Origin of the sequence: Agrobacterium sp. LAD9 (assembly GCF_003031125.1) — a bacterium.
GTDB classification, from domain to species: domain Bacteria; phylum Pseudomonadota; class Alphaproteobacteria; order Rhizobiales; family Rhizobiaceae; genus Agrobacterium; species Agrobacterium radiobacter.
Map to the genome: position 1 here is coordinate 97041 of NZ_PHGS01000013.1, position 25685 is coordinate 122725.

The 25685-nt window shown below is 57.8% G+C and carries 21 protein-coding genes; 15 read left to right on the top strand and 6 right to left on the bottom strand.

Translation table 11 applies throughout. The features are described 5' to 3' along the window. Positions 1-30: 30 nt before the first annotated feature. From DA915_RS14235 to DA915_RS14245, 3 genes are read right to left on the bottom strand one after another with little or no spacing between them, the layout of a single operon-like run. A complete protein-coding gene (locus DA915_RS14235; RefSeq protein WP_192886514.1) occupies positions 31-2016 on the bottom strand; it encodes a carbamoyltransferase C-terminal domain-containing protein in 1986 nt (661 codons plus the stop codon). Position 2017: 1 nt separating this feature from the next. After that, on the bottom strand, positions 2018-3274 hold the full coding sequence (locus DA915_RS14240; RefSeq protein WP_107676248.1) for a glycosyltransferase: 1257 nt from the start codon (positions 3272-3274) through the stop codon (positions 2018-2020). Between the two features lie 6 nt (positions 3275-3280). After that, positions 3281-5101, bottom strand: a complete 1821-nt coding sequence (locus DA915_RS14245; RefSeq protein WP_107676249.1) for a carbamoyltransferase C-terminal domain-containing protein — start codon at positions 5099-5101, stop codon at positions 3281-3283. Between the two features lie 1290 nt (positions 5102-6391). On the opposite strand from DA915_RS14245, the gene DA915_RS14255 reads away from it, so the two are divergent. From DA915_RS14255 to DA915_RS14325, 14 genes are all read left to right on the top strand, one after another. Beyond that, entirely contained in the window at positions 6392-7285 is an 894-nt protein-coding gene (locus DA915_RS14255) for a hypothetical protein (protein WP_244600718.1), read from the top strand. A 694-nt stretch (positions 7286-7979) separates the two neighbouring features. Further along, a complete protein-coding gene (locus DA915_RS14260; protein WP_107676251.1) occupies positions 7980-8984 on the top strand; it encodes a lytic transglycosylase domain-containing protein in 1005 nt (334 codons plus the stop codon). Next, positions 8981-9340 (top strand): TrbC/VirB2 family protein, encoded by a 360-nt coding sequence (locus tag DA915_RS14265; RefSeq protein WP_107676252.1) that lies wholly within the window; start codon positions 8981-8983, stop codon positions 9338-9340. The genes DA915_RS14260 and DA915_RS14265 overlap by 4 nt, the downstream gene beginning before the upstream one ends. A 2-nt stretch (positions 9341-9342) precedes the next feature. Continuing rightward, positions 9343-9669, top strand: coding sequence for a VirB3 family type IV secretion system protein (locus tag DA915_RS14270; protein WP_107676253.1), 327 nt, complete (start codon positions 9343-9345; stop codon positions 9667-9669). A gap of 3 nt (positions 9670-9672) precedes the next feature. Continuing rightward, the gene (locus tag DA915_RS14275) at positions 9673-12192 is read left to right on the top strand and encodes a VirB4 family type IV secretion/conjugal transfer ATPase (RefSeq protein ID WP_107676254.1); all 2520 of its coding nucleotides are present in this window, start codon (positions 9673-9675) and stop codon (positions 12190-12192) included. Next, positions 12170-13342 carry a lytic transglycosylase domain-containing protein gene (locus DA915_RS14280; protein ID WP_107676255.1) on the top strand — a complete coding sequence of 391 codons (1173 nt, stop codon included), beginning with the start codon at positions 12170-12172 and terminating at the stop codon, positions 13340-13342. Before DA915_RS14275 ends, DA915_RS14280 begins: the two co-directional genes overlap by 23 nt. Before the next feature lie 23 nt (positions 13343-13365). Continuing rightward, positions 13366-14157, top strand: a complete 792-nt coding sequence (locus tag DA915_RS14285; protein WP_107676256.1) for a conjugal transfer protein — start codon at positions 13366-13368, stop codon at positions 14155-14157. A gap of 214 nt (positions 14158-14371) precedes the next feature. Next, complete coding sequence (locus tag DA915_RS14295; protein WP_107676258.1) at positions 14372-15442, top strand: type IV secretion system protein; 1071 nt, start codon at positions 14372-14374, stop codon at positions 15440-15442. 104 nt (positions 15443-15546) lie between these two features. Further along, entirely contained in the window at positions 15547-16281 is a 735-nt protein-coding gene (locus DA915_RS14300) for a virB8 family protein (protein ID WP_107676259.1), read from the top strand. After that, positions 16278-17111, top strand: coding sequence for a TrbG/VirB9 family P-type conjugative transfer protein (locus DA915_RS14305; RefSeq protein ID WP_244600719.1), 834 nt, complete (start codon positions 16278-16280; stop codon positions 17109-17111). The genes DA915_RS14300 and DA915_RS14305 overlap by 4 nt, the downstream gene beginning before the upstream one ends. A 10-nt stretch (positions 17112-17121) precedes the next feature. Next, complete coding sequence (virB10, locus tag DA915_RS14310; protein ID WP_107676260.1) at positions 17122-18453, top strand: type IV secretion system protein VirB10; 1332 nt, start codon at positions 17122-17124, stop codon at positions 18451-18453. Further along, positions 18450-19499, top strand: coding sequence for a P-type DNA transfer ATPase VirB11 (gene virB11 / locus DA915_RS14315; RefSeq protein ID WP_107676261.1), 1050 nt, complete (start codon positions 18450-18452; stop codon positions 19497-19499). The genes virB10 and virB11 overlap by 4 nt, the downstream gene beginning before the upstream one ends. After that, entirely contained in the window at positions 19468-22275 is a 2808-nt protein-coding gene (locus DA915_RS14320; protein ID WP_107676262.1) for a type IV secretory system conjugative DNA transfer family protein, read from the top strand. Before virB11 ends, DA915_RS14320 begins: the two co-directional genes overlap by 32 nt. 83 nt (positions 22276-22358) lie before the next feature. Then, a complete protein-coding gene (locus DA915_RS14325; RefSeq protein WP_107676263.1) occupies positions 22359-22694 on the top strand; it encodes a hypothetical protein in 336 nt (111 codons plus the stop codon). 30 nt (positions 22695-22724) lie between these two features. Here DA915_RS14325 and DA915_RS14330 read toward each other — a convergent pair whose 3' ends face one another. Next, entirely contained in the window at positions 22725-24071 is a 1347-nt protein-coding gene (locus DA915_RS14330) for a hypothetical protein (protein WP_107676264.1), read from the bottom strand. 303 nt (positions 24072-24374) lie between these two features. Between DA915_RS14330 and DA915_RS14335 the strand changes: the two genes are divergently transcribed. Then, positions 24375-24716 carry a helix-turn-helix domain-containing protein gene (locus DA915_RS14335; protein WP_107676265.1) on the top strand — a complete coding sequence of 114 codons (342 nt, stop codon included), beginning with the start codon at positions 24375-24377 and terminating at the stop codon, positions 24714-24716. 33 nt (positions 24717-24749) lie between these two features. Here DA915_RS14335 and DA915_RS14340 read toward each other — a convergent pair whose 3' ends face one another. Continuing rightward, positions 24750-25289, bottom strand: a complete 540-nt coding sequence (locus DA915_RS14340; protein WP_371412715.1) for a hypothetical protein — start codon at positions 25287-25289, stop codon at positions 24750-24752. Positions 25290-25310: 21 nt separating this feature from the next. Beyond that, a complete protein-coding gene (locus DA915_RS14345) occupies positions 25311-25682 on the bottom strand; it encodes a hypothetical protein (protein ID WP_107676267.1) in 372 nt (123 codons plus the stop codon). Positions 25683-25685: the final 3 nt, after the last annotated feature.

Below are 25685 nucleotides of genomic sequence, written 5' to 3' on the forward strand. Positions count from 1 at the left end.
ATGAGAATTCTATCAAGGTTGCTTCCGCGGCTATGGATGAAGGTCGATAAAACGAGCGCGCCAAAGAGAGATTATTTCCTGCTGCACACCTTCTCGATCTTCTGCGTTGAAAACTCGAAGTAGGTCTCCAACCTTTTGAGTTCCATCCCAATGCGCCTTGAGCGCACTCGCCAACTGAGGCCAGGAAAGTTTTTGACTGTAGTTTGGGACGCGGCGAAGGAACGCCGCACATTTCCCACTTGCTGAGATCTCCTCGACCCACGTCCCGTTTGTTAATTTCCACCACATGTCGTCAATCGGGCCAGCGATGGCTTTCTCTTTCGTAACCATATGATCACGTACAAAAAGGTAATCGAGCTCTGTAGTCAAAAAGGTTCGGAGCGCATCGTCCACGGTTTGGACAATAGGTTCAAAGCTGTTGTTAAAAGATGTGTTCAGGATAATTGGGCAACCAGTCTGGCTCTTGAACTCGCGAGCAAGCTTCCAAAAATCTGGATGTTCTTTCTCTGAAATTACTTGTACGCGCGCCGTGCCGTTCACGTGCGTAACAGCGCCCAACTCGGTTCGTTTTTCTTCTCGAACCTTGGTAACAAAAACCATATGGCCGAGATTTGCAGCAGCAGGGAGTGCTTCGAAATATTCGTCGAAATCTTCATCGAGCACGGCCGGCGCAAACGGACGGAAACTTTCACGCTGCTTAATCGCAAGATTGATCCTCTGCCAATTTTCCTTGGGCCGCGGGTCAGCCAGTATGCTCCTGTTACCTAACGCCCTTGGGCCAAATTCGGAACGGCCTTGGACCCAGCCAATGATTTTTCCATCAGCGATCTTTGATGCGGCGTCTTCAAACACGTTACTGCTGCGGACCGACTTGGTAACGCTGCTCCAAGATTTGAGGACTGCGCTCAGTTGATTTTCAGTTGGTAAATCCGGACCCAAAAGCGGACTGTAGGCAGGATAGCTTTCTCGCTCTATGCGCTTCTCGGAATTAGCTACATGGATAGCGGCGCCCAGCGCGGCACCCGCATCATGCGAAGCAGGGTGAACATAAATGCGTTCGAATATAGATGCCTCAGCGAGGCAGCCGTTCATTACGCAGTTCTGCGCAACTCCACCGGCTAGACAAAGGTTGTGGAAACCCAGTTTGCGCTGCCACCAGGAAGCGATGTCTTGAAGTGCTACTTCAAGCAGCTTCTGGACAGAAGCTGCAAGATGAGCCTTTCTGATCCAACCGCGCGACTTCGGTTCGGCCGGACCAATCGCGCCAACATTGTAGGCGATCTCGCTTAGTCCGTCGACATCCAGCTCGTAAGAGCCGTCCTGATTGAAGCGATATAACTTCGATACGAGACTGTAGAACTTTTCAGCATCCCCGTATGGCGCCAGCCCCATCACCTTATATTCGTCAAAGTTCGAAAATCCAAGGAGTTGGGTTGCATGGCGGTAGAAGTAACCGAATGATGACGCAACGGGATACGAATGCACTTCGCTCAGCTTGCCGTCGACAGCGGCGAAAATTGTCAGAGATTCTTTTTCACCATTTCCGTCCACCACCATGACCAGCGCGTCTTTAAATCTCGAAGCAAAATAAGCGCTGGCTGCATGCGCTTCATGATGACGCACAAAGACAATTTTTTCTTTGGGTATATCTGCGTCAAGCGCACGGGATATGTTACGCGCGATGATTTCCCGGACCGAACCAGTTTTTTGCAGCTTCAGAAGCGCCGCGTCTTTCGCCAAATCGATCTCGAAGAAATCCTCACTGAAAAAGAATGCGAATTTCGAGATTTGGCCAACATCGCCCTCGGCTACCTTAAGAGCTTCCTTCAGGCCGAGAGAGGGAAATCTGTTGGTATGCTTTTGCCTGGAAAGGCGTTCTTCCTCGACTGCGAATAACGGCACGCCATCCTTCACTATGGCTGCTGCAGCGTCGTGAAAGTATAAGGGCGATAGTCCACTGAAGTCATCATCGAGCTCAAAATAGCGCGGGCCGCCGCTGAAACCGATCACATACATTTTATGCGCCCTTTTCAAAAAATCTGTTTCCCCAAACATCCGCTAGGCGATCTGAGACCGCCTTCCAGGTTGGCATCGAGGCAAGTGCCTCAGGTATCCTCGCGATGACCTCTTTGCGAGTTCGAATGCTGTCGAAGAACGCAACCGTCAGTAAGGCAATAGCTCGCGGAGTTTCGCCGCGTAATATCATTTCGCTAACGGTTGGAGGGAAGCCGCGCTCGCATTCAATTGTTCCGACCACGGGAAGGCCATGAGACAAAGCGTCTATGACTTTGACTTTACTCCCGCCACCAAAACGAAGGGGGCAAATGAAGACACTCGCATCGGAAGCGACGTCCGAGAATTGATCGAAAACACCGACACATTCTACCTGTGGCGTGCGTCTGGCCCGCGCGAGCAGTTTTTCGTTCATTCCGCTGCCAGCTAGAATGAGCTTTGCCTCAGGCGCAAGGACGTGAATCAACGGCCATACCTCTTCGAGCAAGAAGTACGCCGCGTCTTCACTTGGAGCCCAACCGTAGTTTGCAACGTACAGAGCTGTAGCACCGTTGCTGGCAGCAAGCGCTTTGGTTGTTTGTTCCTTAATTAGGGAGGGTTCGATCCCGTTTTCGATGGTAAAAGAGTTTAATGAGGGGGTTATTGATAACGCAACTGTTTCGTCAGCGGGTGTGACGAATACACATGCATCAGCTTTCTTCCAGGCAGCGATCTCAAGTGCGCGTGCAGCCTGGATAAGGTCGTTGTCGGCTGACCCGTCGTTGAGAACGGCTGCTTTGTCTGCATCAAGTGCAAACTCGATATTCTCCTCCGTGAGCACGATCCGATGCGAACAGTTTTCACCTATGTAGTGCATCAAGAAATAGCCTTCGACGTGAATGGCCCAAGGGTCTATTTCTTCAATCAAAGGGCCGATAAGCTCTTTTCCGAACTTCGAGTAGTGTTCTCGAACGCGCAGCGGAAATGTGGCAGGCGCGTCGGCGGGTTCTGCGCGTAGCAGCGAGAGCGATGCAAACTTTGTCTTGATCGCTTCGACGTTTTGCAGATCCGACTCGAAGTCTTGCGTTAGGCCAATGTAATGAATATCGAATCTGTCGAGCAATGGTTTTAGGAGGTTCCACTCCCGCACCGCGCCGCCGGAATTCGGCGGGAAGCAAAGTTTGTTCGTTATATAAAGTATTGCGAGTTGCGGCTCACTTTGAGCGTAGGAGGAAGTGCGACGGTAGTGGTATACATGACTTGACGGAAATTTTTCTGTCATGGTCTCTCACCCCTCCGCCCGCGTTACCAGAAAGTTATTGACTGCTAGAGCGTCGATATCGCTTCTCTTAAAGAAGCCGATGCTGTCTTTCGCGCTGTGGCATACGGGCTCGCCTTTGCCATTTAATGAGGTGTTGATAAGGATCGGGATGCCGGTGATTGCCCCTAGCTTGTCTAAGAGAGACCAATACTTCGGATTGGCGTCCTGGCTGACAATCTGGGGTCTAGCAGACCCGTCGACATGCACCACGGCGGGGATTTTTCTGCGTACCTCGTCTTTCACCTTGGCAGCTACGATCATAAATGGATTCGGGTTGCCGACAAAGAAGTCGTGAAAACGATCCTCAAGAACACTCGGCGCAAAGGGCCGCCAGAGTTCGCGTTCCTTTATGCGGTTCAATTTTATGAGTGTCCTGCGTTCAGCCGGATTGCCGAGGAGACTTCTGGCACCCAGCGATCGCGGTCCCACCTCTGCCTTCCCTTGGTGCCAGGCGACAACACCGCTTCCCGCGATGATATCCGCCACGTTCTGGCTCAACTGATCATCGGTGAGTTTTACATATTTAAGATCGGCATTGCGTAGCGCTGCCTCCACTTCGTCGTCGGTTTCTTCGAGTCCCCAATACGCGTGCGTCATGACACTCGGCGCAAAACCAGAACCATAGAGCCCACGTGATGCCAACAATGCAGCCCCCAAGGCAACCCCGCTGTCGTTCGCAGCCGGCTGTACAAAAAGGCGGTCAGCGATATCAGTACGCGCAAGCTTTCCGTTCGCAGAGCAATTGAGAGCCACCCCGCCGGCCATCACCAGATTTCGGCTTCCAGTGTCTTCAACGGCCCGCCGGGCAAGCTCTTGTATGCATTGCTCAAGAGCGAACTGCGCAGATGCCGCGAAGTCCGTATATGCCATCACATCGTCCGATAACCCGGCGGCATAGGGAAAGTGATTTTGCTCGAAGTATCGAAGAAGGGCATCGTGCCTTAGATTAATTCCCTTCCGTCCAATCGCATCGGCGTGCTCGCGGTCGGTCCAGAGCGTGTCGAGGCCAAAAGATATGGGCATGTCCATGTCAGCTCTTCCGTAGGAGGCGAGCCCCATAAACTTTCCTGCCTCCATCTTATCGAAACCCGCATACGCTGATGCAGCTTCATAAAAAAAGCCAAGTGAATCCTCGACGCCGTATGATCGAACCAGATCGATTCCATCTTCCGAGCAGTTGAAAATGCTCGTCGAGGTATCCTCTCCCATCGCATCCATCACGAGAGCAGCAGCTCTTTTGAAGCCGCTAGGATAAAAGGCACTTGCCGCGTGAGAAGCATGGTGGGGGAAAGTTAGGATCGGCGGGACTTCTCTGGGAGAAATGTTCGCGTGAGCGAACAAGTGTTCAAACGAATCGTAAGGTAAAACCTTGGCTTTCTCTTCGGCGTTCAATCCGAGCCATTGGGCCAACGCATTATGGTCAGAACCCAGCGCGATGCAGTCCAAATCTCGGATCGTAATTCCTGCGCTCGCAAGGGCTGCCATCAAAGCGACACTAGGGGACTCTTCAGTGGCGTGTTTTCGTCGAGACAATCTTTCCTGCTCGATGAAGACTACAGTTCTTCCCATATGGAGGAGTGCGACAGAAGGATCGTGGCCACCGTGATTGATTCCGGCAACCCATCCCGATCTCGGCTGCACTTGATCAAACTGAATAGTGTCAGGCAAAATACTCCTCCTTAAGAAATCTGAGATAGCTCCATCCAGGCCTTCAACCGGCTGGCGCTCGGTAATGGCAATGGCATACGCTGCTAGATTCTCCCTGTAGCGAAGCTGCTTAATACCCATCCCGCTTTCTCAACGAAGGATGAGAGTTTTAGAATTGGCAATCTGTTGCCTTTTGTGGAATGCCAAAATTTTTATGCGGGTATTCAGAAATGATGAGCTTCCATGGGGGGCGTGGCGACACAAGATAGCCACCTTGGGGCTGGACCACGAGACCCGGAAAAACTGATACACTCTGCGCCCCCCCAATCGGACTGGAACGCGATTTCTATGCGCATCGACGGCTGCTTCACGGCTAAATCGCCCATGGGGAGCGATATCCGGCTCCATTAGGCGACGGATGTTCTGGAGAAGATGAACGGTAGCAGACCGCCTATATTAGCATTCTCGTCGCGCTGCGGTAGTTCATTTAGCGCGTGGCGCAGCCAAGTAAGTGGGACGACGCCAGAGGACGGCAAGTCAGCTTTAGACTTAAATCACGGCGCTGGCCTCGCTCCGTCAGCGGTATACCCGACCGCCAACTTGCGATGCGCTTTGTCCAGATGGACCCGAAGCCCTGCTCGTTCAGGAATATGCCAGTGTCAACGGCAGCAGCGGCAGATCGGAGTATGTATGGCTTTGCCTTCCAGGGCGCGCGTCCCTTTGCAACTTCCCTCGCACGCCCAAATATGTCCTGCCAGAGGTCGATGACGCGCTTTCGGCCCAGCGGTGGTTTCGGGGGCCGCCAGGTTGTTGCACTGCCACCCTTGCCTGCCTGACCATGCACGCCGAGGACAGTATACGCCCCAGACGCCACTGCTACCGCCAAGGGCTCATCGAAATCTCGGAGGTCATATGCAACTCGCAGTGGGCGCCTCTCGTGCTAGCACTGCGCCGGCAAACATCTGCAATCGAGATCAAGGCCATGTGGGGATGCAGTTGGAGATTCTCAGATCGCTCAGACATGAGCTTGCAGGAGACGTCGAGAAGCTATCGAGATGTTCTCACGCTGTCTGTGTGGGGATCAGAGCCACCGAAAATGGCCAGGCGTTCAGTTTGCCCGACAAGCGCGGGGCCGCTTTCAGGCTAGCGGGAGCATTTGAATGACGGATCTGCGCGGTCCGGAGGCCACTTGAACGGCCACTTTCCCAGTTCCACTGCCCTGAAGCGGGTAAGCAGGAAGCTGCCCCAACTTGAATGTTCGAGCCACGAAGCGGGTTCTTGCGACATATTCGCTGCTTGCTGAACACGTCGGCGACCGGAAGAGAGGATGCCACAACCGGATTGCTTTGAACCGGTGCTAGCACCAAACCCGACTTCCCCATCTTGAGCGCTTCGCCTATGACTGCTACAAAATTGTATCGAAGTACAAGTTTGACCGCAGAACTCCAAGCGTTGCCGATGACATTTCTCCCTTGTTGCAATGCGCCGGGGCGTCGGTTCTGCGCTGATATCTACAAGTCCTTCCAGCAAAATAGCAAGACGGGTTTCCCACTGACAAGCCACCGATCTCTACTGACGAAGGAATGGTACCGGGTGCCGGTCAGCATAGATTGCCCGCACTGCGGTGCGGAGACGCGGACCGCAGGCATCGTGGCCGGCCCATCCAGCTTGGTGAGCATCGCAGGGTTATCGGCAGAGAGTGATGCCAATCAAGCCTGGACGCGGTTTGGTGCGTTTGCATTCATCGAGTCGCTTGGCGGTCGCACCGAAAATATCGAACGCTTCCTCCTCGATCGTTTCCACAACACGTTCTCTTTCAGGAACGATCAGTTGGTGCAGGTCTGCGAGCACTGCGAGGAATGTCTAGCACCAAAAATTACTCGTTCGGGCGTCATGAACGGCTTTGTGCGCCTCGGACAACGGCGGCTGCTGGTCAACGAACGTTTGCTGCTGTTCTCGTCTTCGGTGGCGCTCACAGAGTTTAATGGCGGAACCTCGATCGAGGAATGCGCCCTTCCTCTTCCAGACTACGCGATGATGGTCACCTGCGACACGGAAACCCAAGACGGCGAAACCGGTACCGTCGAATTGTGGCACAGCATCGCGCGCAACGACTATGCGATCGTCGTCAAGAGCCATGATGGACGTGAGCTGTTTCGCGATGGTCTCAATGATGACCTCAAAGAGGTAACCACGACCATTGGAGCGCTCGGGCTGGTCCTGACTCAACTGCATCTGGCGCAGCCTTCGTCGCCCTATTGCGGGGTCGCCCGGGACCTCTTTCTCGAAGCCCTCGAACATGCCGGATATCAGCAGCAAATCTAGGAGGTAAACCGTGCGAATCATGAAAGCGCTGTTTTGGCCGTTAGCCTTGACAATTCCATTGGCCGCATGCGGGCAGCACGCCCAGTCGTCCCGGCCGTTGCCGCCAGCACCATTTGCCTATCTCGGTCTTTCCGCGTGCAGACACTATCCAGGCAATATTGTCGAGTGCCAGCTCGACTATGGAACTGAGTTCGGACGGCATAGGCTCGGCCCGGTACAGCAGATCTCGCGCGATTTGGATACTACCCTCCGTGGCGCTCGCTATCAGGTTTCTTCATGCTGGCCGGTCTCCAGGATCCAGCGGGAACTGCCGAATTTCACATGCCGAATCTATCACGGGCAATCAGACGCCGATGCGGGTTCGGTGCTTGTCAAAGGGGGAACCGCTGTTCGTTTGGCAAGAATCCTGGGAGATCGAGACCAGATCGAGTATCGATGGAAGCCGGATCGGTGGTCGCGGTTACGGGATTGATTTCGTTTGATATTTCTCAGGGTTATATCTGCTTCTGGGGAAAAACTTGTACTCCAGTTATATTTTTTAGTTGATTTCTGATGCGGATTGCGGTCCATAACTTGTATTAAAGTGCAAGTTATGGACCGGTTCGAAATGGATGACAGCCCGCTTTCTTCCTTGAATAGACCGCGACCCAAACTGTCACGAAGGGCAGTCTGGCCAGCGGTAACGTGTGTGCTAATGGCGACATGTTTTGCCGCAACGTCCGCCAAGAGCGACCCGCCTAAGATCGACGAGAACGATGAACGTACCGATTGGTCGTTCCGTTTCGAGGGTAAAACCTCAAGTGAGCCCAGCGCGCTGCCAACACCTGTCGTGGACGCCGACCAACAGCCACCGCCAAGCATCGATCTCACCAGTTTCAATGCGCGTTTTTGGGGGCAGGCCAATACGAACACAGTCCCCGCAAACCTTTCTCTAGTCGCAGAAGCAACGGTCGAATCCGACGACAGTGACCCAGAGCTACCGGGAGAAGCGGCCGGCAGCATGAGAACACGGCGCGACCGCGCCGTGTTCTCATCCATCAGTGTCTTCTCGTTTGACGCGGGCACCGTCCATCGGTCTGCCAATCCAGCCCAAGCCCGTCCCGACCTGCTTTCCGGCGTGCCCGAAGACTACGCAGCCCTTGCAGTGGAAATCGCGGCTGAGGAGGAGGTCGATCCGAACTGGGTTCTGTCGATCATGCGTGCGGAAAACGTGCGGTTCGATCCCGGCCTTGTCAGTTCGGCCGGCGCTGTCGGTCTGATGCAGGTCATGCCGAAGATCGGTGAGGCCTTTGGCGCCCATGACCTCACCGACCCCGAACCGAACATTCGTGCGGGCACGCGTTTCCTGCGGGTGCTCATCGACAAGTATAGCAATCCTGTGCTGATCGCCTCCGCGTACAATGCCGGCGAACCTCGCGTCGATGCACATCAATCCCTGCCGCTGATCCGCGAGACCGCGGACTATGTGACGCGTGTTGTCGGCTACTACACCGGCAAGCCGACAAGTTCCCAGGCCCCGACACCTGGCTCTCAATCCAATCAGCACCGCCGCGCAGGCCCGGCCGACCGGGCAAGGTCCCCGATGCTTGTCTTCTCAGCTGCAAGCCCGCTCGTGTCGGACAGCCGCCTCCCAGAGCCGCTGAAAGCGGCCCAACTCGGCGGTCCGGTCAAAATTGTCAAGGAAGAGGTACTTCAATGAGCATAGTGGTCATGGCAATTCTTGTTGGCAGCGTCACCTGCCGTTCCCTGGTCAAGCGCAAGTGGGCCGGCCGTGTCGCCATGGTGTTGCTTGCGGCCTCGGTGCTGTTCGTCAGTCAATACGAGCCAGCCGCAGCGCAGAGCCTCGATGCCTTGGAGAATGCTGCCGACAGGCTGGTACAGTTCTTTACAGGCGCTTTCGGCCGCTCGGTCGGAGCGATCGCGTTCATTGGCATGTTCCTGGCAGCAGCCTTTGGCTTCTGGTCCTGGGGCGCGCTTCTGCGGGTCGGTGGGAGCCTCGCCGGCATGTTTGCATCCGCCGAACTTGTGGACTTCCTCACTGGCGGCGGATCGTGAACATGGCGAACTCCGGCAACAAGACTTCAGGCGGGGACGACTATATCGAATCCTATCCCGTCATCCTTGCCCTCACGCGCCCGCCGACGGTGATGGGGATCCCTTACACCTACTTCCTGGCGGAATGCTTCGTCTCGCTGATGGTGTTCATGGTGCTGGGTTCCATTCTGTGGTTCCCCGTCTCCTTCGTCACCCTGCACAGTATTCTTTATGTGCTGACGGTCAAACTCGACCTCTGGTTCTTCGACATCCTCGGGCGCCTCAGCATGTGCGGCGTCAATCCCCTCGGCCGGAAACTCGGCGGGGGTATCCGGACCTACGGAGCTTGACCGATGAGCACAATGGCAAGATCGCTGAAGGGTAGCTTGTCGAAGGGCTGGGAGATCTTTGCTGATCGCAGTATCTCGACCCATGTTCCCTTCTACGTTCCGATTGAAAACGGCATTATCCGGCTGAAGAACGATTGCCTGGTATCGACCCTGCGTCTCACAGGCTTCTCCTTCGAGACGGCCGACATCGAAACGATCAACATGCTGCAGCGGCAGCGCAACTCGGCTTTTCGCGCCATTTCCTCGATCGGCAATTTTGCGCTCTATACCCACGTTGTCAGGCGCAAGGTCGCACCGTCCTTGCCGGCGACGTTTATCGATCCCTTCATCCAGCGTCTGGATGATGTCTATCAGGCGAGCATCTCGCGGAACGAGATGTTCGTCAACGACACCTACATCTCGCTTGTCGTGCGACCGCTGTTCAAACAAGGGTCTGCGCTGTCGCGCATCGTGGGCATCGGCGGCGATGTCGTTCGCAAAGAGCAGTTTCGTTCGATGCGTGACAAACTGGTTGAGGCGACGAAAGCGCTCGAAAAGTCGCTCGCCGCCTACGGTCCCAAGGTCCTGCGCGACGTGCAACGGGTCCAGGTTGATCTTGGCAACGGGAAGACGATCTATCGCGACTTTTCCGAAAGCATGGAGCTCGATGAAAGCTCTGCCAAAATCTGGTTCTCGGAACAATGCGAATTCTTCTACACGCTGCTGAATGGAGGCCGTGTCCGGCCAATCCGGCTCGGCAACCTTCCCATTGATGCGATGCTGCCGGCGCGTCGCACATCGATCGGAAACCGGACCATCCATCTTCAGGGCGATACCCCGGGCGATGACCGCTATGCTGCAATGGTTTCCTTGAAGGAATATCCGCCCGAGACGGGCGCCGGCATGCTCGACTATATCCTCAAGCTCCCCTTTGAGATGGTGCTTACCCAGTCCATGTCCTTCATAGACGACATGGCCGCGAGAAGCCGGATCGAGCGCCTTGACCGGCAGCTTTCGAAGGCAGACGAGGGCGGTTCCAGCGTCCAGGCCAATCTCGATATTGCGCGTGACGAACTGGCCAGGAAACGCGTTGCCTTCACCGAGCATCATCTCACTGTCATGCCGGTGGCAAAATCGGCGGCCCAGCTTGATGATGGCGTTGCCCTGATCGGCAACGAGCTTGGTGCGCTGGGTGCTTCCTATGTCCGCGAGGATCTGAACGCGGAGCCGGCCTATTGGGCGCAACTGCCCGGCAATCAGGCCTATATAGCCCGTCGGGCCGTGATCTCGACCCTTAACTGCTCAGGCTTAAGCAGCTTCCATGCCTATCCCTATGGCAAACCGGACGGCAATCATTGGGGGCCGGCGATCACCATATTCGAGACGACGTCAGGGACGCCGTTCTTCTTCAATTTCCACCAGGGCGATGTCGGGCATACGACGGTGTTCGGGCCGACCGGCTCCGGCAAAACCGTCATCATGGCCTTCCTGATCCTTCAGGCATATCGCGTCAGCCCGCGTCTGAAGACGGTTGTCTTCGACAAGGACCGCGGGCTCGACATCATGGTACGGGCTGCCGGCGGAACCTACATGACGCTCGAACCCGGCGAACCGTCCGGTTGGAACCCGCTGCTTCTCGACGATACCGAGGAGAACCGCGTCTTCCTCTATCGGCTCTTGAGCTTCATGTTGAAGCCGGCGAAAGAAGGCGAAAGCCTGACGCCACAGGAAGAGACCATCATCCGCACCGCGATCAAGTCGGTCCTGAAGACGAAGGACCGATCCTATCGCCGCCTGTCGTCACTTCGCGCCCTGCTCGCCGGAAGCGAGCGGACCGAAGGAAGCCTGATTGCACGGCTCGACAAATGGGTCGACCACGGCCCCTATGCCTGGCTCTTTGACAATGCCGACGACAATCTCGATGTCTCCCGGCCGATGATCGGCTTCGACATGACGTCGATCCTCGACGATCCCCCGGTGCGTACGGCAGCACTCCTCTACATGTTCCATCGGCTCGACGAGGTCTATGACGGCAAGGCGCCGATCATCAATCTGATGGACGAGGCCTGGAAGCTGCTCGACGACGACGAATTCAAACGCACCATGAAGGATTACTTCAAGACCATCCGGAAGAGAAATGGTCTCGTGATCTTCGGCACCCAGTCGGCCGACGACGTGGTGCAGTCGAGTGTCAGCCGGACGATCATCGAACAGACGTCGACCAACATCTTCTTCGCCAATCCGAAGGCTGACGAGAACTCCTACATGGAGCATTTCGGTCTCTCCAGGGCCGAGTTCGATTGGGTGAAAAACGGCGACCCGGCCTCCCGCTTCATGCTGATCAAGCAGGCAAAAAGCAGCGTCATCGCCCGTGTCGACATGTCCCATATGCCCGAGTTCATCAAGGTGCTGTCCGGCCGCGAGGAGACCGTCCGCGAGGTCGAGATGCTGCTCGACGAATATGGCAACGATCCGAAGAACTGGCTGTCGAAATTCTGCGACTGGGAGGGGGATGCGTCCGATGACCAACGCAAGGTTTCCTGAACTGGCAACCGTCAGTGCCGTGGTGTTGGCCAGCATGTTTGTGCCGGTGGCCAGCTTTGCTCAGGTGCCGGTAATCGATAACGCCCGCCGCAATATCCAGCAGGCGACGGAGAACTGGTACAAGACCTATCAGGCTGATACCCAGGCATTGAAAGGCGCTTCCGGCGGAACGACCGACAGCGTTGCGCCCGGAGAGGGCTCCGGCGCGCCGGCAGATTGCTCGGCCGAGGGTATGGCCGGTGACACCGCGCCGGCCGGCCCATCGAAGCGCACGCACAGCCAGCAGGAAGTCGCCCGCATGGTGGCGGATGAGGCAATCAGCCAAGGGGTCGATCCCAATTTTGCGCTGGCGATCGCCGAGCAGGAATCACGCTTCCGCCAATCCGCACGATCGCCCGTAGGCGCGACCGGCGTCATGCAGCTTATGCCGGGGACTGCGGCGGGTCTCGGCGTCAACCCTTACGACCTGCGCGACAATATCCGCGGCGGCGTCAAATATATCAAGCAACTGCAGGGCATGTTCGGCAATCGCTACGACCTGATCGCCGCCGGATACAATGCCGGGCCTTATCGCCAGTCCCTGCAGAACGGCCGTATACCCAACATTCCCGAGACACAGGATTACGTCAAAAAGGTCTCGGCCTATTACAGCCGGAACAAGGCCGAGAACGGCGACCGGACCCCGTCGGGCGATGATGTCGAAACGGAAACCGTCAGTGATGCGCGTGGATGCGGCGAGCAGCTGAAAAAGGCGGTCGACCGCAACACCGAGGCACAGGTTGAACGCGGTTCAGTCTGGAACGAGCTCTTGGGAAAATCGATTGCGGCGAACCAGCAGTATCTCCAGCGTCTGCAGGCGGGGCTGCAATCTTCTTCGGCGGCCCTGCGCGGCTCAGGAGGCGGCAACGCCAAGGACCACGATGGTTCCCTCGTCATGGCTGAAGTCCAGTGCCCCTCGACAATCATCGATACCGGCAGCACCCGATGCTTTGCCGTGCCATCGACGGCCACCTCCGAGCAGATCCAGAGCTGGCTCGAGGACCTACAGGAGCAGGCACGCGCCAGCGGCGATGTCGCGACCTTCTCGGTGCTGGAGGATCCCGCACTTGGGCTCGTTACGGTCGTTGACGCCAGGCCGACGGCAAATTGAACAGGAAGAGAGAGGACAGGCAGATGAAAAAAATCGTTATTGCCGCGGCGCTCAGCATCACCACAGTCTCGCACGCCTTTGCGCAGGTGCCGGTCAAGGACGCGGCCAATATCGCGATAAGCGAGAAGATAGAAGAGCTTTCGAAGCAGATCCAGGGCGACACGTCCATCGTCAAGGACAACACGATAAAGACGCTTCAGGCGATCACCGGCGACCGGTCGCAGGATGCGAGCCAATTTGCCAAGCTTGCGACCGGTAGTGGATTCAGCATGGGCCAGGCGCCGGATTTCAACAGCATCCTCTCGGGAAACGAAGCGTTGTTCGGCGGCATCAGCGGTGAATTCCAGAACACGGCCGCCAAGCTGATCAACGGGCTCAATCTGGTGAAAATGGTCGTCGATACCGTCAAGGGAGGCGAGCTGTCGGGCGCCAATCAGGCCTATTCGCAAGGCATCAACGCGCTGACGACACTGACCGCTCTTACGGACGCCATGAACAGCGCCACCAAGGACCGGCAGAACGCCTTCATGCAGGCAACGGAGCAGATCGGCACGGCGCAGGATCTGAAGGGTGCGCTGGAGCAGAACACGCAGATGGTGCTGCAGGGCAACCAGACCGCCAACGAGGCCGTTGGCTCGCTGAACAACCAGGTGATGTTGCTGAACCAGCAGTACAAGGCTGCACTGGCGACCTCATCGCAAAACCTCAAGACTTTCGCAACGCTTCCCGACAGCGTGATGCGCGACGGCGGAGGCGGCGCAGACGCAGCTTCGGTTCGCGACCAGTTGCAGGCATTCGAGGAACAGAACCAGTGAGGTTTTTTCCTGTGCTGGTCCTCGCTCTTGTCATCTTGTCCGGATGCGCAGGAAAGTACGAACAGCTGGCCAAATGCTCAAGCGACGAGAACCCCGTGCCGGCTCTCGGCTACGAGGCAGGGAAAGAACCGACGGCGCCGCAACAGGCGCTCGCGGACATCGTCAGCAGTGATTGCGGTCCAATGCGACCCGTCAATTCCTTTCAGGGGGGATGATGGATCCGGTCAGCTATGCGGTCAATTTTTATGGCGACGCACTCGGATACTTCGACAAGATCAACGAGGCGTCCTTGGAGAAAGCCTGGGGACTGTTCGCCGAGAACAGCGATCTCGTCTCATCGATCCTGGCGTTGTTCCTCATTCTCTACTTTCTCTGGGGCGCGCTCGGCCTGTCGAGCGTGTCTCTTCAGGACATGGCGATCACGGCCTCGAAGCTCGCGCTTGCCTACGCGCTCGTCATGTCCTGGGCCACCTTTTACGACAACATCGGTCAATTCATTCTGACATCACCGCAGGATCTCGGTGCTGCCATTTCGTCAGCGATGGGCGGGGAATCCGCCGGCTCCGATCTTGCGAGCCAAGTCGCGAGCATGGCGCGCAAGGTCTATGACTTCGCCATGCAGCTGTTCAATTCCTACGAATCCGGATGGCTGCCGAACGTCACCGGTGCGGTGGTGGTCTTCATCGTTCTCGTTTTCGGCCTGCTGCCGATGTTGCTGATCCTGACTGGCGTGACACTGTTCGCCAAGATGATCACCGCCGTCATGCTGGCGATCGGGCCGATCGCCATCCTCTCCTATTTCTTTAGCATATCGAGATTTGTCTTCGATGCCTGGGTCAGGGGCATCGCCTACGGCATGTTCATGCTGCTCTTCACCTATGTCATGGCCGGGCTGTCGTTCGGCTTCCTGATTGGGATGATGGACACGATCAATGGTGACATGGCGACCAAGGAAAACGCGCTCGCGATCGTCCTGGCCATGGTGCTCTATCTGGCGCTGATATCCTATTTCATTTTCCAGGTTCCTGAATTCGCGAGGACATTTGCTTATGGCATCGCACCGTCCGTGCCGGGTGGTGGTGGCGTCGACACGACATATGGAGCGGCTCGCGCGCGCCTTTCCTCTGGCACTTCGCGAAGCGGGCAGGCCGCCGCAGTGGCTCTTGGCATGCTGGCCGGGCCAAAAGGCGCGTTGACGGCGGCGGCACTTGCCGGCCGCGGCGGCATGGCTGGCGCTGGCGCGCTCGGCCGGATGCTGACCATGCGCCGGCGCAGCGGTGAATGAGGCGAGAAATGCGCGGGTCGAATTCAGCTTTTCCAAGCGGAAGCCGGGTCTGCCGAGGACGCGGCTCGAAAACATTAACGACGATCATGATTTGGGGATAGAACTTGGCATTGTTCAGAAAGCAACTGCGAGCCGCGCCGACCGATCAGGTCGCCGGTCCGCAGGACATCTACGATCAGCATCTCTCCTGGGGTGAGAAGAACCGCTCGCTTCGCACCTTGATTGGCATCATCCTCCTGGTGTTTGCCTTGGCTGGCTGGGCCGTCGCAGGCGTGCTGTCGTTTTCGGTGGCGCAGCTCTTTCCGCTGGTTCGCACCGAGGTTGTACCTCTGATCGTCGATCGGAACACCGGCTACATGGAGACGGTGACCACGCTCGACAAAGACCGTGCGATGGTCTCCGAAAACCAGGCCGTGCGCGCCGCCTTCGCCGGCAACTACGTGATCCGCCGCGAAACCTACGATCCCCGCTATCTGTCGGATAATTTCGACATGATTGCGCTGTGGTCGGAACCCGGCTCGCAGGCCTTCAAGGACTACGAGGCCTGGATGAACCCCTCCAATCCGAGGGGACCGGTCAAGATGCTTGGCGCAACCGGTGAAATCCGCCCTGAAATCCTCTCGGTCAATCCGCTTAATGCATCGACCATGGCTGTCCGGTTCGAAACGCGCGAACGTCGCCGTGGTGGTGATGTTGTCACGCGCTGGTCGGCGACCATACGCTACCGGCAGATCAACCTGCCCGCCAGCAACCGTGTTCGTCTCTACAATCCTCTCGGCTTCGTCGTGACCGAATATGCAAGGGTTCCCGAGACCATGCCGTCGGGGATCACGCCATGATGAGGCGGACGGTTGCAATGTTTCTGTTCATGCTGCTGGGTCCGCTGGTTGCGCACGCCGAACTGGTTGCCAGGCCAGGTCGCCTCGACCCGAGAATCCGGTCGCTTCCCTACTCGGCCGAGCAGGTCTTCCTCGTGACGGGCACCTACGGATTGGTGACGACGATCCTGTTCGGCGCGGATGAGGATATAACGCAGGTCGCCGCCGGTGACACCGTCTCCTGGCAGATCCTGACCTCGGCCGACCGGCGCTCGCTCACCCTGAAACCGATGGAGAAGGATGCGGCCACCAATCTGTCGGTGGTCACGACGAAGCGAACCTACGCCTTCGACCTGCGTGTCAACGACACCAAGGCGATGCAGAACCAGACCTTCAAATTGCGGTTCACCTATCCCGAGGATGCCGGACTGAAAGGCACGGCAGAACTCTGGAAACAGGCGCAGGATGCCCAGCGCAATCCCAACATCAAGAACATCCGTCGTGACAAGGTCAATTACGACTACGGATTCAAGGGAAGCGATGGAGCCAAACCGCTCTGGGTCTTTGACGATGGATTGAAAACCTTCATGAAATTCACCGGCGACGTTCCTGCGATCTTCATTGTCGACGGGAAGCGCCGCGAGAGCCTCGTCAACTACCGCCGCGAGGCCGACTACATCGTCATCGACAAGGTCTCGCGGCAGTGGACACTGCGCTTTGGCACTGAGGCCGAGACCTGCCTCTTCAATCTCCGGACTGCCCCCGCCGATGTCCCGGCGCCAATCGAGGGTGCGGTATCGCCGAAGCGAATTGGCAGCGGGACATCCAGCCAGCAATCGCAATCAAGATAGGAGGGGCGCCATGTCGGATCCCAACTACCATTCCATCGACACTGATACGTCCCTCGGCGGGCAGGTAAGGCGCGGCGGCATAGGCCTCATGCGTCCGTTTGCAGTCGTTGCCGGTATTGCCGGCGTTGGTGTCGTCCTCTACTTCCTTCTGGCGGGCGGGGAAGAAGAGCCACCGATCGACACGACTCCCCGCGAGGAATTCCGCCCGGTCCAGACACCAAGAAATGAAGGCTTCAGAACACCGTCACCGCCGCCGCTGCCCACGGTCGAGGTCCCGGAAGCACCTCCCCCGCCTCCGCCACCACCGGCCCCGCGCGTGCCGGCCGCAGCCCCAATCGTGCCGCCTGCCGATATCGATTGCTCCCGGGGCAAGAATCCCGACAACCCCAAATGCATCGAGCTGGAGCGGAAGGCTAAATTGTTGGAGCGCGTCCGCTCATCCGCGATGGTCTTCGATCAATCCGACCAGACCAGGAGGGCTGCGGCGACGTCGTCCGATGAACCAGCGGGTCTGTTCGGCGCGAATAGCACGCCAGGTGCATCCAATACCGTGACTGGAGATGCTGGTGGCGCGGTCGATGGTGACCGTGCGTTCCTGAAGTCGATCGGCGGACAGGGGGTGGAGGTGTCGGTCGCCACCGAGAACCGCCGCACGGACGCCTGGATACCGCAGGGCACGATGATCCGGGGAACGCTGGAGACAGCCATCAATTCCGATCTCGCCGGCATGGTGAAGGGGATTGTGCGTGAGGATGTCTATTCCTTTGATGGCCGGCGTATTCTCATTCCGGCCGGATCCTCGCTGATCGGTGACTACAAGTCCGGCGTCCAAAGGGGGCAGGAGCGGATTCTGATTGTCTGGACGCGGATGATCCGCGGCGACGGCGTCTCGGTGCAGCTCGGCTCCTATGGCACCGATCGTCTTGGCCGTTCGGGTATGACCGGCATGGTCGACAGAAAGAATTGGGAGCGGTTCGGACCGCCGGCGCTGATGACGCTGATCGGCGGCGCGACGCAGTACATCGCGCAGCTTGGCCAGAAGGAAGATAGCTACATCACCATCGTCAACGACAATGGCAGCGTCACCCGCATTCCACAGGACAATGGCGAGACATCTCAGGACCGCGCCCGCGCGATTGCCGCCGAGACAATCGCTTCGGGTATCCAGCAAATGGCAGCAACGGCGTTTGAGGATTCCCGCAACATCCGCCCGACCATCCACATTCCGCAGGGCTCCGATATCAACGTCTTCGTGACGCGCGATCTCGATTTTGCCGGCCTTTATCCTGACCCGGTGCGCGAAGAGTTCGAGCGGTTGCGCAAGGTGAGATACGGCAAATGAATGCACGCCCCCAGATTTCCGCCGAACAACACTTTCTGACCGAGGCGCTCGAGCCGATCCGGCTGTTCCTCGACGATCCCGCTGTCGTCGAAATCTCCTGCCAGCGCAGTAACGAAGTCTGGCTGGAAAAGATTGGTCATCTGCAGATGGTGCGCCACGAGATCGCCGGACTGGATCAGGATGTCATCCGCCACATGGCGTCTCGCGCTGCCTCCTTCACCAAGCAGACCGTCAATGCCGAAAATCCACTTCTGTCGGCGACACTGACGGGCGGCGAGCGCGTCCAGTTTGTCTTGAGCCCGACCTCGGCAACCGGTCACGCCTTCTCGATCCGTAAGCAGTTCATCCGACGGTTCGACCTTAACGACTATGAGAAGGCCGGCGCCTTCCGCTTTACCAAGGTAACCGGCGACGACTATCTCGATGATGTCGATGTTGATCTCTCGCGACTGTTGCGGGCTGGAAAGACGAGGGCTTTTCTGGAACTGGCGGCGGCGAACCATCGCAGCATGCTGATCTCGGGAGGGACGTCTACGGGCAAGACCACGTTCCTCAACACGATGCTCACCGCCATCCCGAACCATGAGCGCTTTATCCTGATGCAGGATACAGCCGAGCTGGAACCACGCCAGGAAAACGTTGTCTCGTTGCTGGTCTCGAAGGGGGGGCAAGGGGAGGCGAGGGTAACGATGGGCGACCTGCTGGCGACGGCGCTTCGCCTCCGGCCCGACCGCATCTTCATGGGTGAGTTGCGCGGCGACGAGGCGTTCGACTTTCTGAACGCCATTAACACCGGTCACCCCGGCTCGATGTCAACGATCCACGCCAACTCGCCGCACCATGCTTTCAACCGGCTGTCGACGCTGGTGCTCAACAGCAATGTCCGCATGGAACGCGACGATATCATCCGCTATATCCGGTCGATCATCCCGATCGTAGTCCAGTTGAAGAAAAGCGATGCCGCCGGCGGTCGCGGCGTCAGCGAAATCTATTTTGCCGACGAGGTTGATGAACATGGCCAGCGTATACACGGACGGAGAGATTGATCGCCCGAAATGGACGGGCCTCCAGAAACTGTCCTACCTCACACTGCCGGTCGCACTGCTGGGTGTCGTCGCGCTGTGGCTTGCCTTCTTCACCTTGATCTATGACGCCTATGTCGTTTCCTTCGGTTCACTATCGTATTTCGACTATGTCAGTCAGGTGCGCTTTGCTGACGCCATCCTCTACACGTGGTCGATCATCCATACCCGCAACACGGTTGGATTGTCGCTTCTGGCATTCACGCTTGCATCACCGTTCCTGTTCTTCCTCTTGTGCGTCTGGATGCTCAAGGGAGGCAGGGCGCTCTCGCGAAAAATCCTTTATCTCCTGCATGTGCGGTCGATGTTCAGCCTGATCGCGCTTACCGTGATGATATTTGCCGCTGCCTGGGCTGGCGCTTTTATCTACGGTTTTGCCTTTTATCTCGTCGCCACGAAGGCTGGCGAATATGCCGACATTGCCAGTTATTATGGCAGCCATCTTGCGGCGATGTATCAGGCGCCATTCGGGACGACCGATGCAGCCGGTGGGTACCAGCGGCCATCCCGGCAGACGGTTCAGGCCACACTTGCGGGGATAGCCGCTGCTGGCGCCCTGGTGGGGTTTCCGATCGGTGCAGCGATCCAGAAGCGCCAGCAGATGATCATGGGCAAGGCCCGCCTTGCGACCCTCAAGGATGCGGCAGACTTTCGTCTGCGCGACAAGCACGGGATCGTGCTCGGGCTCAAGCAGGGGCTTCTTCTGCGCAATGACGGCGACCAGCATGTGATGCTGATCGGCTCTCCCGGACAGGGAAAGTCGCGCGGCTTCGTCATCCCCTCGATGATGAGTTTCGAAGGTTCTCAGGTCGTCCTCGACATGAGTGGTGAACTGTTCGAGGAGACCTCCGGTTTTCTGAAGGACAAAGGCTTTGAGACTTTCCTGCTGGCGCCGGGATCGAAATTCACCGACGGTTATAACCCGCTCGACCTGATCAGTACGGATCCGCACCAGCGCATCACCGACCTCCAGAAGCTGACGCAGATGCTGCTGCCGGAGCGGTTGCGCTCCGACTCCTCCGACTTCTGGGAGGAGAGTGCGCGAATTCTTCTCACCGCCATGCTTGGCTTCGTCCTCGAATGCCCTGACACCCGCAAGTCGCTCAGCGAACTCTACCGTATCCTCAACTCGATGTCCGACGAGCGCATGGCGATCGTCCAGCTGCTGGAGAACTACGAGGCGGTCCTGTCTGACCAGACCCGCATGCAGCTCACCAAATTTGCCGGCCGGCATGAGAAGCTGGGCGAGGGGATCGCGGCCGAAATCGTTGCCAAGCTCAACTTCCTGCAGAATCCCTTGGTCGAAGCGCTCACCTCAATCACCACCATTCCGATCGATCGCATTCGGCGCCGCAAAATTGTCATCTATATCCAGGCCGACTGGAATGCCATGCAGATCTATGAGCGGCTGATCTCGATGTTCATCCAGCAAATGGCCGACAAGCTGGTACAGATGGGTCCGTTGCCCAATGGCGAGCACGAAGTGATGATGATGCTTGACGAGTTCGGCAATGGCGGTCGCATCGACACGGTGCTGACGCTCGCCCCATTGATCCGCAAGAACGGCGTGCGTTTCGTCTTCATTCTTCAGGACGGTGCCCAACTGGAGCGATTGTACCAGCGGTCCGGACAGAAGATCCTGATGGGGGCATCGACGATCAAGGTCTTCATGAACTTCCAGAACCAGGACGACGCGATGGCGGTCTCGCTCGCGGCCGGGAAGACGACGGAATGGATCGAGCAATCATCCTATTCCCATCGCCACGGCCGCCGCCAGCGGTCAATTTCGAAGGTGCCAGTCTCTGTCGATCTCCTGCCGGTCAACACGCTGATGATGATGAAACCGGAAGAGGCCATCCTGCAGGTCACCGGCATGCCGGTGATGCGGATCATGAAACTGGATGCCGGTGGCGAGAGGATGTTTGCGAAAGTGCGCAAGTTCAAGATGGTGCCGAAGCCCTGTCTGAAGCCCGTTGAGTGGACGATCGCTGACAGTGACCGTTTCGGATCCCTCACGCCACCCGCGCCGAATGCTGCTACGCCGAGCGATCAGACAGGCGTCGCCGAACTCGGGGGTGACGTTGATCTTGCTGCCGTCGAGCGCGTCCGGAAGCCGCAAGACCTGCGCTTCATCGTCAAGGAGGGCGTTCGTCAGGTTTATATTTCCTCCCTTGATGAGCTGCGTCGCCGGCTGGACCTCGATGAGGCTCGCGTAGCGGGTGTCGCAGAAGAAGACCTTGGCGATGAGCAACAGAAGACGGGTCGTAAGCCCGTGCATGGTGCGGTTGGCCGGAAAGAAAAGCGTGGCGAGACGAAAGACGCCCGCGCCAAACCTGCCGATGACATCGATCTCGATCTCGATATCGATGAAGAAAAGCTTGGCCAGAGCGTCTATTCCGGATCTCCGACGAGGCGGCGCAATCATCAGGATGGCTCATCCGTCACCGCAGGGGCTTCCCATGATCGGTCATCCGGTTCTCCCTTTCTTCAACGCCAGGAAGTGAGTGACGCATTCGGAGGCGATCTTCAGGCCTTGAATGACGTCATCTTCCGGCAGGCTGGGGAAAATGTGGTTGAGCCAGAAGCGTTGAATGCGGACGTCGAGCTCCTGATAGACACTCTCTCGGGCAAGCTGACGGAGGACAGTTCGAGAGCCTGGCTACGCGAGTTCGCGGACACGGCGCGCGATCCGTTGGGCGAAGATGAGGTGGAGTCCAACAGCGAGCCGGGTCGCGCGTAGTGGGCCGCCGTCAAACCAAATCGCAGTTCACAGGGCTTGACCAGGAAAGGTCGTGGTGCCCGAGCATCAGGAGAACGACAACCATGGCAAAAATCCAACGCCTCTCGAGCCTACATATTGCCGGTGAGCGTAGCCTCGAACGGATCGTTGCCGCCGCCAGGGCCGAACCGGGTTTGTGGCTGATGGTGAAGGAGCGCGAAATGGAACTGAGAACGATACGCGCCGATCTCCAGCGTCTCGGTGCTGACGAGAGCGAAATCGACCATCTGTTTCCAAAAAGGCTGAAGCCAATGCTGTCGGACCTCGCAGGCGAACTCGTAGCGCGCATGTTTGGAAGCTGCCCTCCTGACATGCTGGTGCCGGTTCAGGATGCCCTGCTTGCTGCGGCGAAGCGCGAGCTGGATGCGTCACCGCGTTGACCCCTTCCGGGATCTACAAGGCGCGCCCCTTCAGGCATGCCGAACCTTGTCGATCACCCAGTCCTGTAGGCGCTTGGCTGTGGCCTGCGCATTCGCCTCCGCGAGATCCTCGGGAAAGATGCTGAAAATCGGCCCGAGACGCTTCATGCGGGGGACGGTTTTGTCCTTGGCTTCCCGATATTCTTCGGTTTCCATGCCGAAGGCCTCGATGATCAAAGTTGCCGGCCTATGATCCTTATAAGTTGCTTCCAGGATAAAATCCGGCCGGCAAGGCCCAAGCGGTGTTTCGGACGCAAAGAGCGGTTTGGTGATCTTGATGCGGAGATCAGGAACGCCTTCGAATAGGGATCCCTGAAGCCAGAACAGGAGATGGGAGACGTCTCTTTCGAATCCGGATTCCACCGGAAACAGCGTGTCGCCATTATAGACCGGTTGAGCATAGGCCTGGACAGCCCGCGCTGGCCCCTCGTCATCGTCGCCGAAGTCGACGTTGAGCAAACCGAGGAAAGGGCCTCGACGAGCCGGGTCGCCGCGCAAGGGTTGCCGCACTTTCCCGAGCACATCGATTGGTCGCGAGGACGATGCCGGCATGATCGCCTGAGCGGATACGGTTTTCGCAAACAGCAGCATGAAGCCGGTCCGGCGAAGCGTTCCGGGCCAATCCGGACGTGAGGTTTCGAGCAGGCGTTGCCAGCGGCTGTCAGCCGCGCAGTAATCGGCCGCCCACGTCGACAGCAGAGCGTTAAAAGACCATGTTCTCAAGACCCGAAGTTCCCTGGCGGCGGCGCGCAGCTTTGACAGCTGATTTCGAAGCGCAAGATCGCAATCATCTTGCAGTGGAGGAACGACATTCATGCCAGCGTCGTCGAGCAGGCGCCACAGAATGCCACCGAGCTTCGACGGCCTGTCGTTTCGCTCCGTCGAGCGGTTGATGTCGTGGTCGGCGACGTCAGCGAGACGGTCGGGGATGGCCGGCAATGCATCGATGTAACTCCGATCGGATTTTCGGAGCGGCCGAATGTGGTAGCTACGATCGATGAGCGCCGGCGTGGCGTCCTTATCAACGTGAAACGGGCAGGTGCTTGTATGGTTTGGCCGTTCCTTTTGTCGGAGAGGATCCTCGTCCTTCGACGTCAATCGTCGCAGCGAATAGGTGTGCTCCTGTCGGATTGGGGCGAGTAATGGCTGGAACCGACCGGTGAGGCAATCGCACTCGATCCATCCATTCATCACCTTGGCTTGCCTGATCACAGCGAGAGCTATTGCCTTCTCTGCGTTGGAAGCAGCGTCGCCATACCAAGCGCGCAGTGCCGCGGCCTCTTCTTCGGTAAGCTCTGCCAGACTATGAGCGGGGCCGTTCCTGACAACTATGCGCATGAAATTTGCGAACCAGCAGGGTGCAGGCCTTCCTCCGGTCCTGCGGACCGGTCAGCTCCACTTGCATGGGCGGATCGTGCCGGTGTAGGAAGCGTAACAAGCTTGTGAACCGCCCAGTTTGAACTATGGACAACAATTGGTTTACGCTTGGGCGGTGTGGTTTGCAGTCGATATCGGGTGACGGATGAGCAAAAGAGTTTCAAAGATAGTTCCAATGCGCCGTCGTGGTGCGCCTTGCCATTACCTTGTCGGCATGTCTGTCTGTCGCCGCGTAAGCCCGATTGGGGCTGGGGATGGCGGTCGATGCCTCGTCTGAAACACCAGCCCCCGGTCGAGGCCGTCGACATTTCGACACTCGACACGCTGTCGTTCCAGGAGAGGCTTGCCATTGGCCTTGAACGGTTGAAGGCCGAGCGCAAGTTGACAAACCGGGAGTTGGCAGAGCAGCTCGGCGTGCATGAGGCGTATATATCGCAGGTGACGCGGGCCATGCGGGACGTCAAACTGTCGACGCTCGACAAGATGCAGCGTGAGTGGAATGTCGTCATCGAGGATTTGCTCAGGATCACCGAAGCCGACCTCCATCGGATAGCGGTTTGGAAAGCCCGCCGCAAGAAACAGAGAGGCGCCGCGACAGGCTCGTGATGCCGAGGTCGCCCCAGCGGTGACAGGCGAGCTCTAGTAGTTCAGGTTGAACCAGAACCTTTCTTTCACCCCGTCGTCGTTTGGAATATCGAAATAGTAGGGATCGGCGCGGCGCGGGCGCGGAGTGGCGATCTCCTGGATGCAGCTTTCGCCATCCCGGCCGAAGCGCCGATTGATCGTCAAACCTGCTGATCTGGTATTGCCATCGTGCTGGCCCGATGCCCGGCAGACATTGACCGTTTCGATACATTGGTCAGGTTCTCCCCGCCAATTGTTGTCGCCGCCTCGCGAGGAGTAACCCACCGTGGTGCCAGCAGGGCAATCCTCGTAGGTTTCACGGCCAGGCTTTCCCGCCTTTGCCTCATGGCAGATGGGCCAGGAGAAGCCGGGCTTGGACATGGCGGTGATGAGTTTGCGCATCGGCGGAACGCAATAGGGGACGCCATGCCAGGATGGGTTTTTCGATGCGGCGCACAGCAGAACCTGGCATCCCCATTCGGCGTCCTGTGCCTTTGCTGGCACCGCCGAAAGCGCACCTATCAAGCCCGCGGCCAACAACATGATCGCTTTCACAGTCCGTCTCCTTTGAGTCGCTTACTGGATTTGTACCCAGGTGCTGTCGATTTTCGCGAACGATAGGGTGCCGGGCTGCGTCGTGCCCGCAAAGGAACCGCTTGTTGTGGTGATGATCCCGGTACAAGTGACGCCAGGCACGGTCTGTCGGGGTTTGCACTCCGAGATGTGGATCTTGCGGCCGGATTTGGCGATCGCGGCAGTCGCCTCCCTGTCATTGGGAAATTCAAACGTCAGCTGCTTCTGGACCACCTTTTCGAGCTGCGCGATCTCCTGTTCAAGCTCTGTTATCCTGTCAGCCCGTTCCAGCTCGTTGATCGTGTAACCGCCAGCAGATCCAACGACGAAAGCGATACCGGCGGCGACAAGCGATCCATAGTCCAACGTCTTCATCAG

Excerpts from the sequence above, each read along its gene's own strand:
- DA915_RS14235 (WP_192886514.1), bottom strand. The coding sequence starts at position 2,016 with ATGTATGTGATCGGTTTCAGCGGCGGCCCGCGCTATTTTGAGCTCGAT.
- DA915_RS14240 (WP_107676248.1), bottom strand. The coding sequence starts at position 3,274 with ATGACAGAAAAATTTCCGTCAAGTCATGTATACCACTACCGTCGCACT.
- DA915_RS14245 (WP_107676249.1), bottom strand. The coding sequence starts at position 5,101 with ATGGGTATTAAGCAGCTTCGCTACAGGGAGAATCTAGCAGCGTATGCC.
- DA915_RS14260 (WP_107676251.1), top strand. The coding sequence starts at position 7,980 with ATGGCGACATGTTTTGCCGCAACGTCCGCCAAGAGCGACCCGCCTAAG.
- DA915_RS14265 (WP_107676252.1), top strand. The coding sequence starts at position 8,981 with ATGAGCATAGTGGTCATGGCAATTCTTGTTGGCAGCGTCACCTGCCGT.
- DA915_RS14270 (WP_107676253.1), top strand. The coding sequence starts at position 9,343 with ATGGCGAACTCCGGCAACAAGACTTCAGGCGGGGACGACTATATCGAA.
- DA915_RS14275 (WP_107676254.1), top strand. The coding sequence starts at position 9,673 with ATGAGCACAATGGCAAGATCGCTGAAGGGTAGCTTGTCGAAGGGCTGG.
- DA915_RS14280 (WP_107676255.1), top strand. The coding sequence starts at position 12,170 with ATGACCAACGCAAGGTTTCCTGAACTGGCAACCGTCAGTGCCGTGGTG.
- DA915_RS14285 (WP_107676256.1), top strand. The coding sequence starts at position 13,366 with ATGAAAAAAATCGTTATTGCCGCGGCGCTCAGCATCACCACAGTCTCG.
- DA915_RS14295 (WP_107676258.1), top strand. The coding sequence starts at position 14,372 with ATGGATCCGGTCAGCTATGCGGTCAATTTTTATGGCGACGCACTCGGA.
- DA915_RS14305 (WP_244600719.1), top strand. The coding sequence starts at position 16,278 with ATGATGAGGCGGACGGTTGCAATGTTTCTGTTCATGCTGCTGGGTCCG.
- virB10 (WP_107676260.1), top strand. The coding sequence starts at position 17,122 with ATGTCGGATCCCAACTACCATTCCATCGACACTGATACGTCCCTCGGC.
- virB11 (WP_107676261.1), top strand. The coding sequence starts at position 18,450 with ATGAATGCACGCCCCCAGATTTCCGCCGAACAACACTTTCTGACCGAG.
- DA915_RS14320 (WP_107676262.1), top strand. The coding sequence starts at position 19,468 with ATGGCCAGCGTATACACGGACGGAGAGATTGATCGCCCGAAATGGACG.
- DA915_RS14325 (WP_107676263.1), top strand. The coding sequence starts at position 22,359 with ATGGCAAAAATCCAACGCCTCTCGAGCCTACATATTGCCGGTGAGCGT.
- DA915_RS14330 (WP_107676264.1), bottom strand. The coding sequence starts at position 24,071 with ATGCGCATAGTTGTCAGGAACGGCCCCGCTCATAGTCTGGCAGAGCTT.
- DA915_RS14335 (WP_107676265.1), top strand. The coding sequence starts at position 24,375 with ATGCCTCGTCTGAAACACCAGCCCCCGGTCGAGGCCGTCGACATTTCG.
- DA915_RS14345 (WP_107676267.1), bottom strand. The coding sequence starts at position 25,682 with ATGAAGACGTTGGACTATGGATCGCTTGTCGCCGCCGGTATCGCTTTC.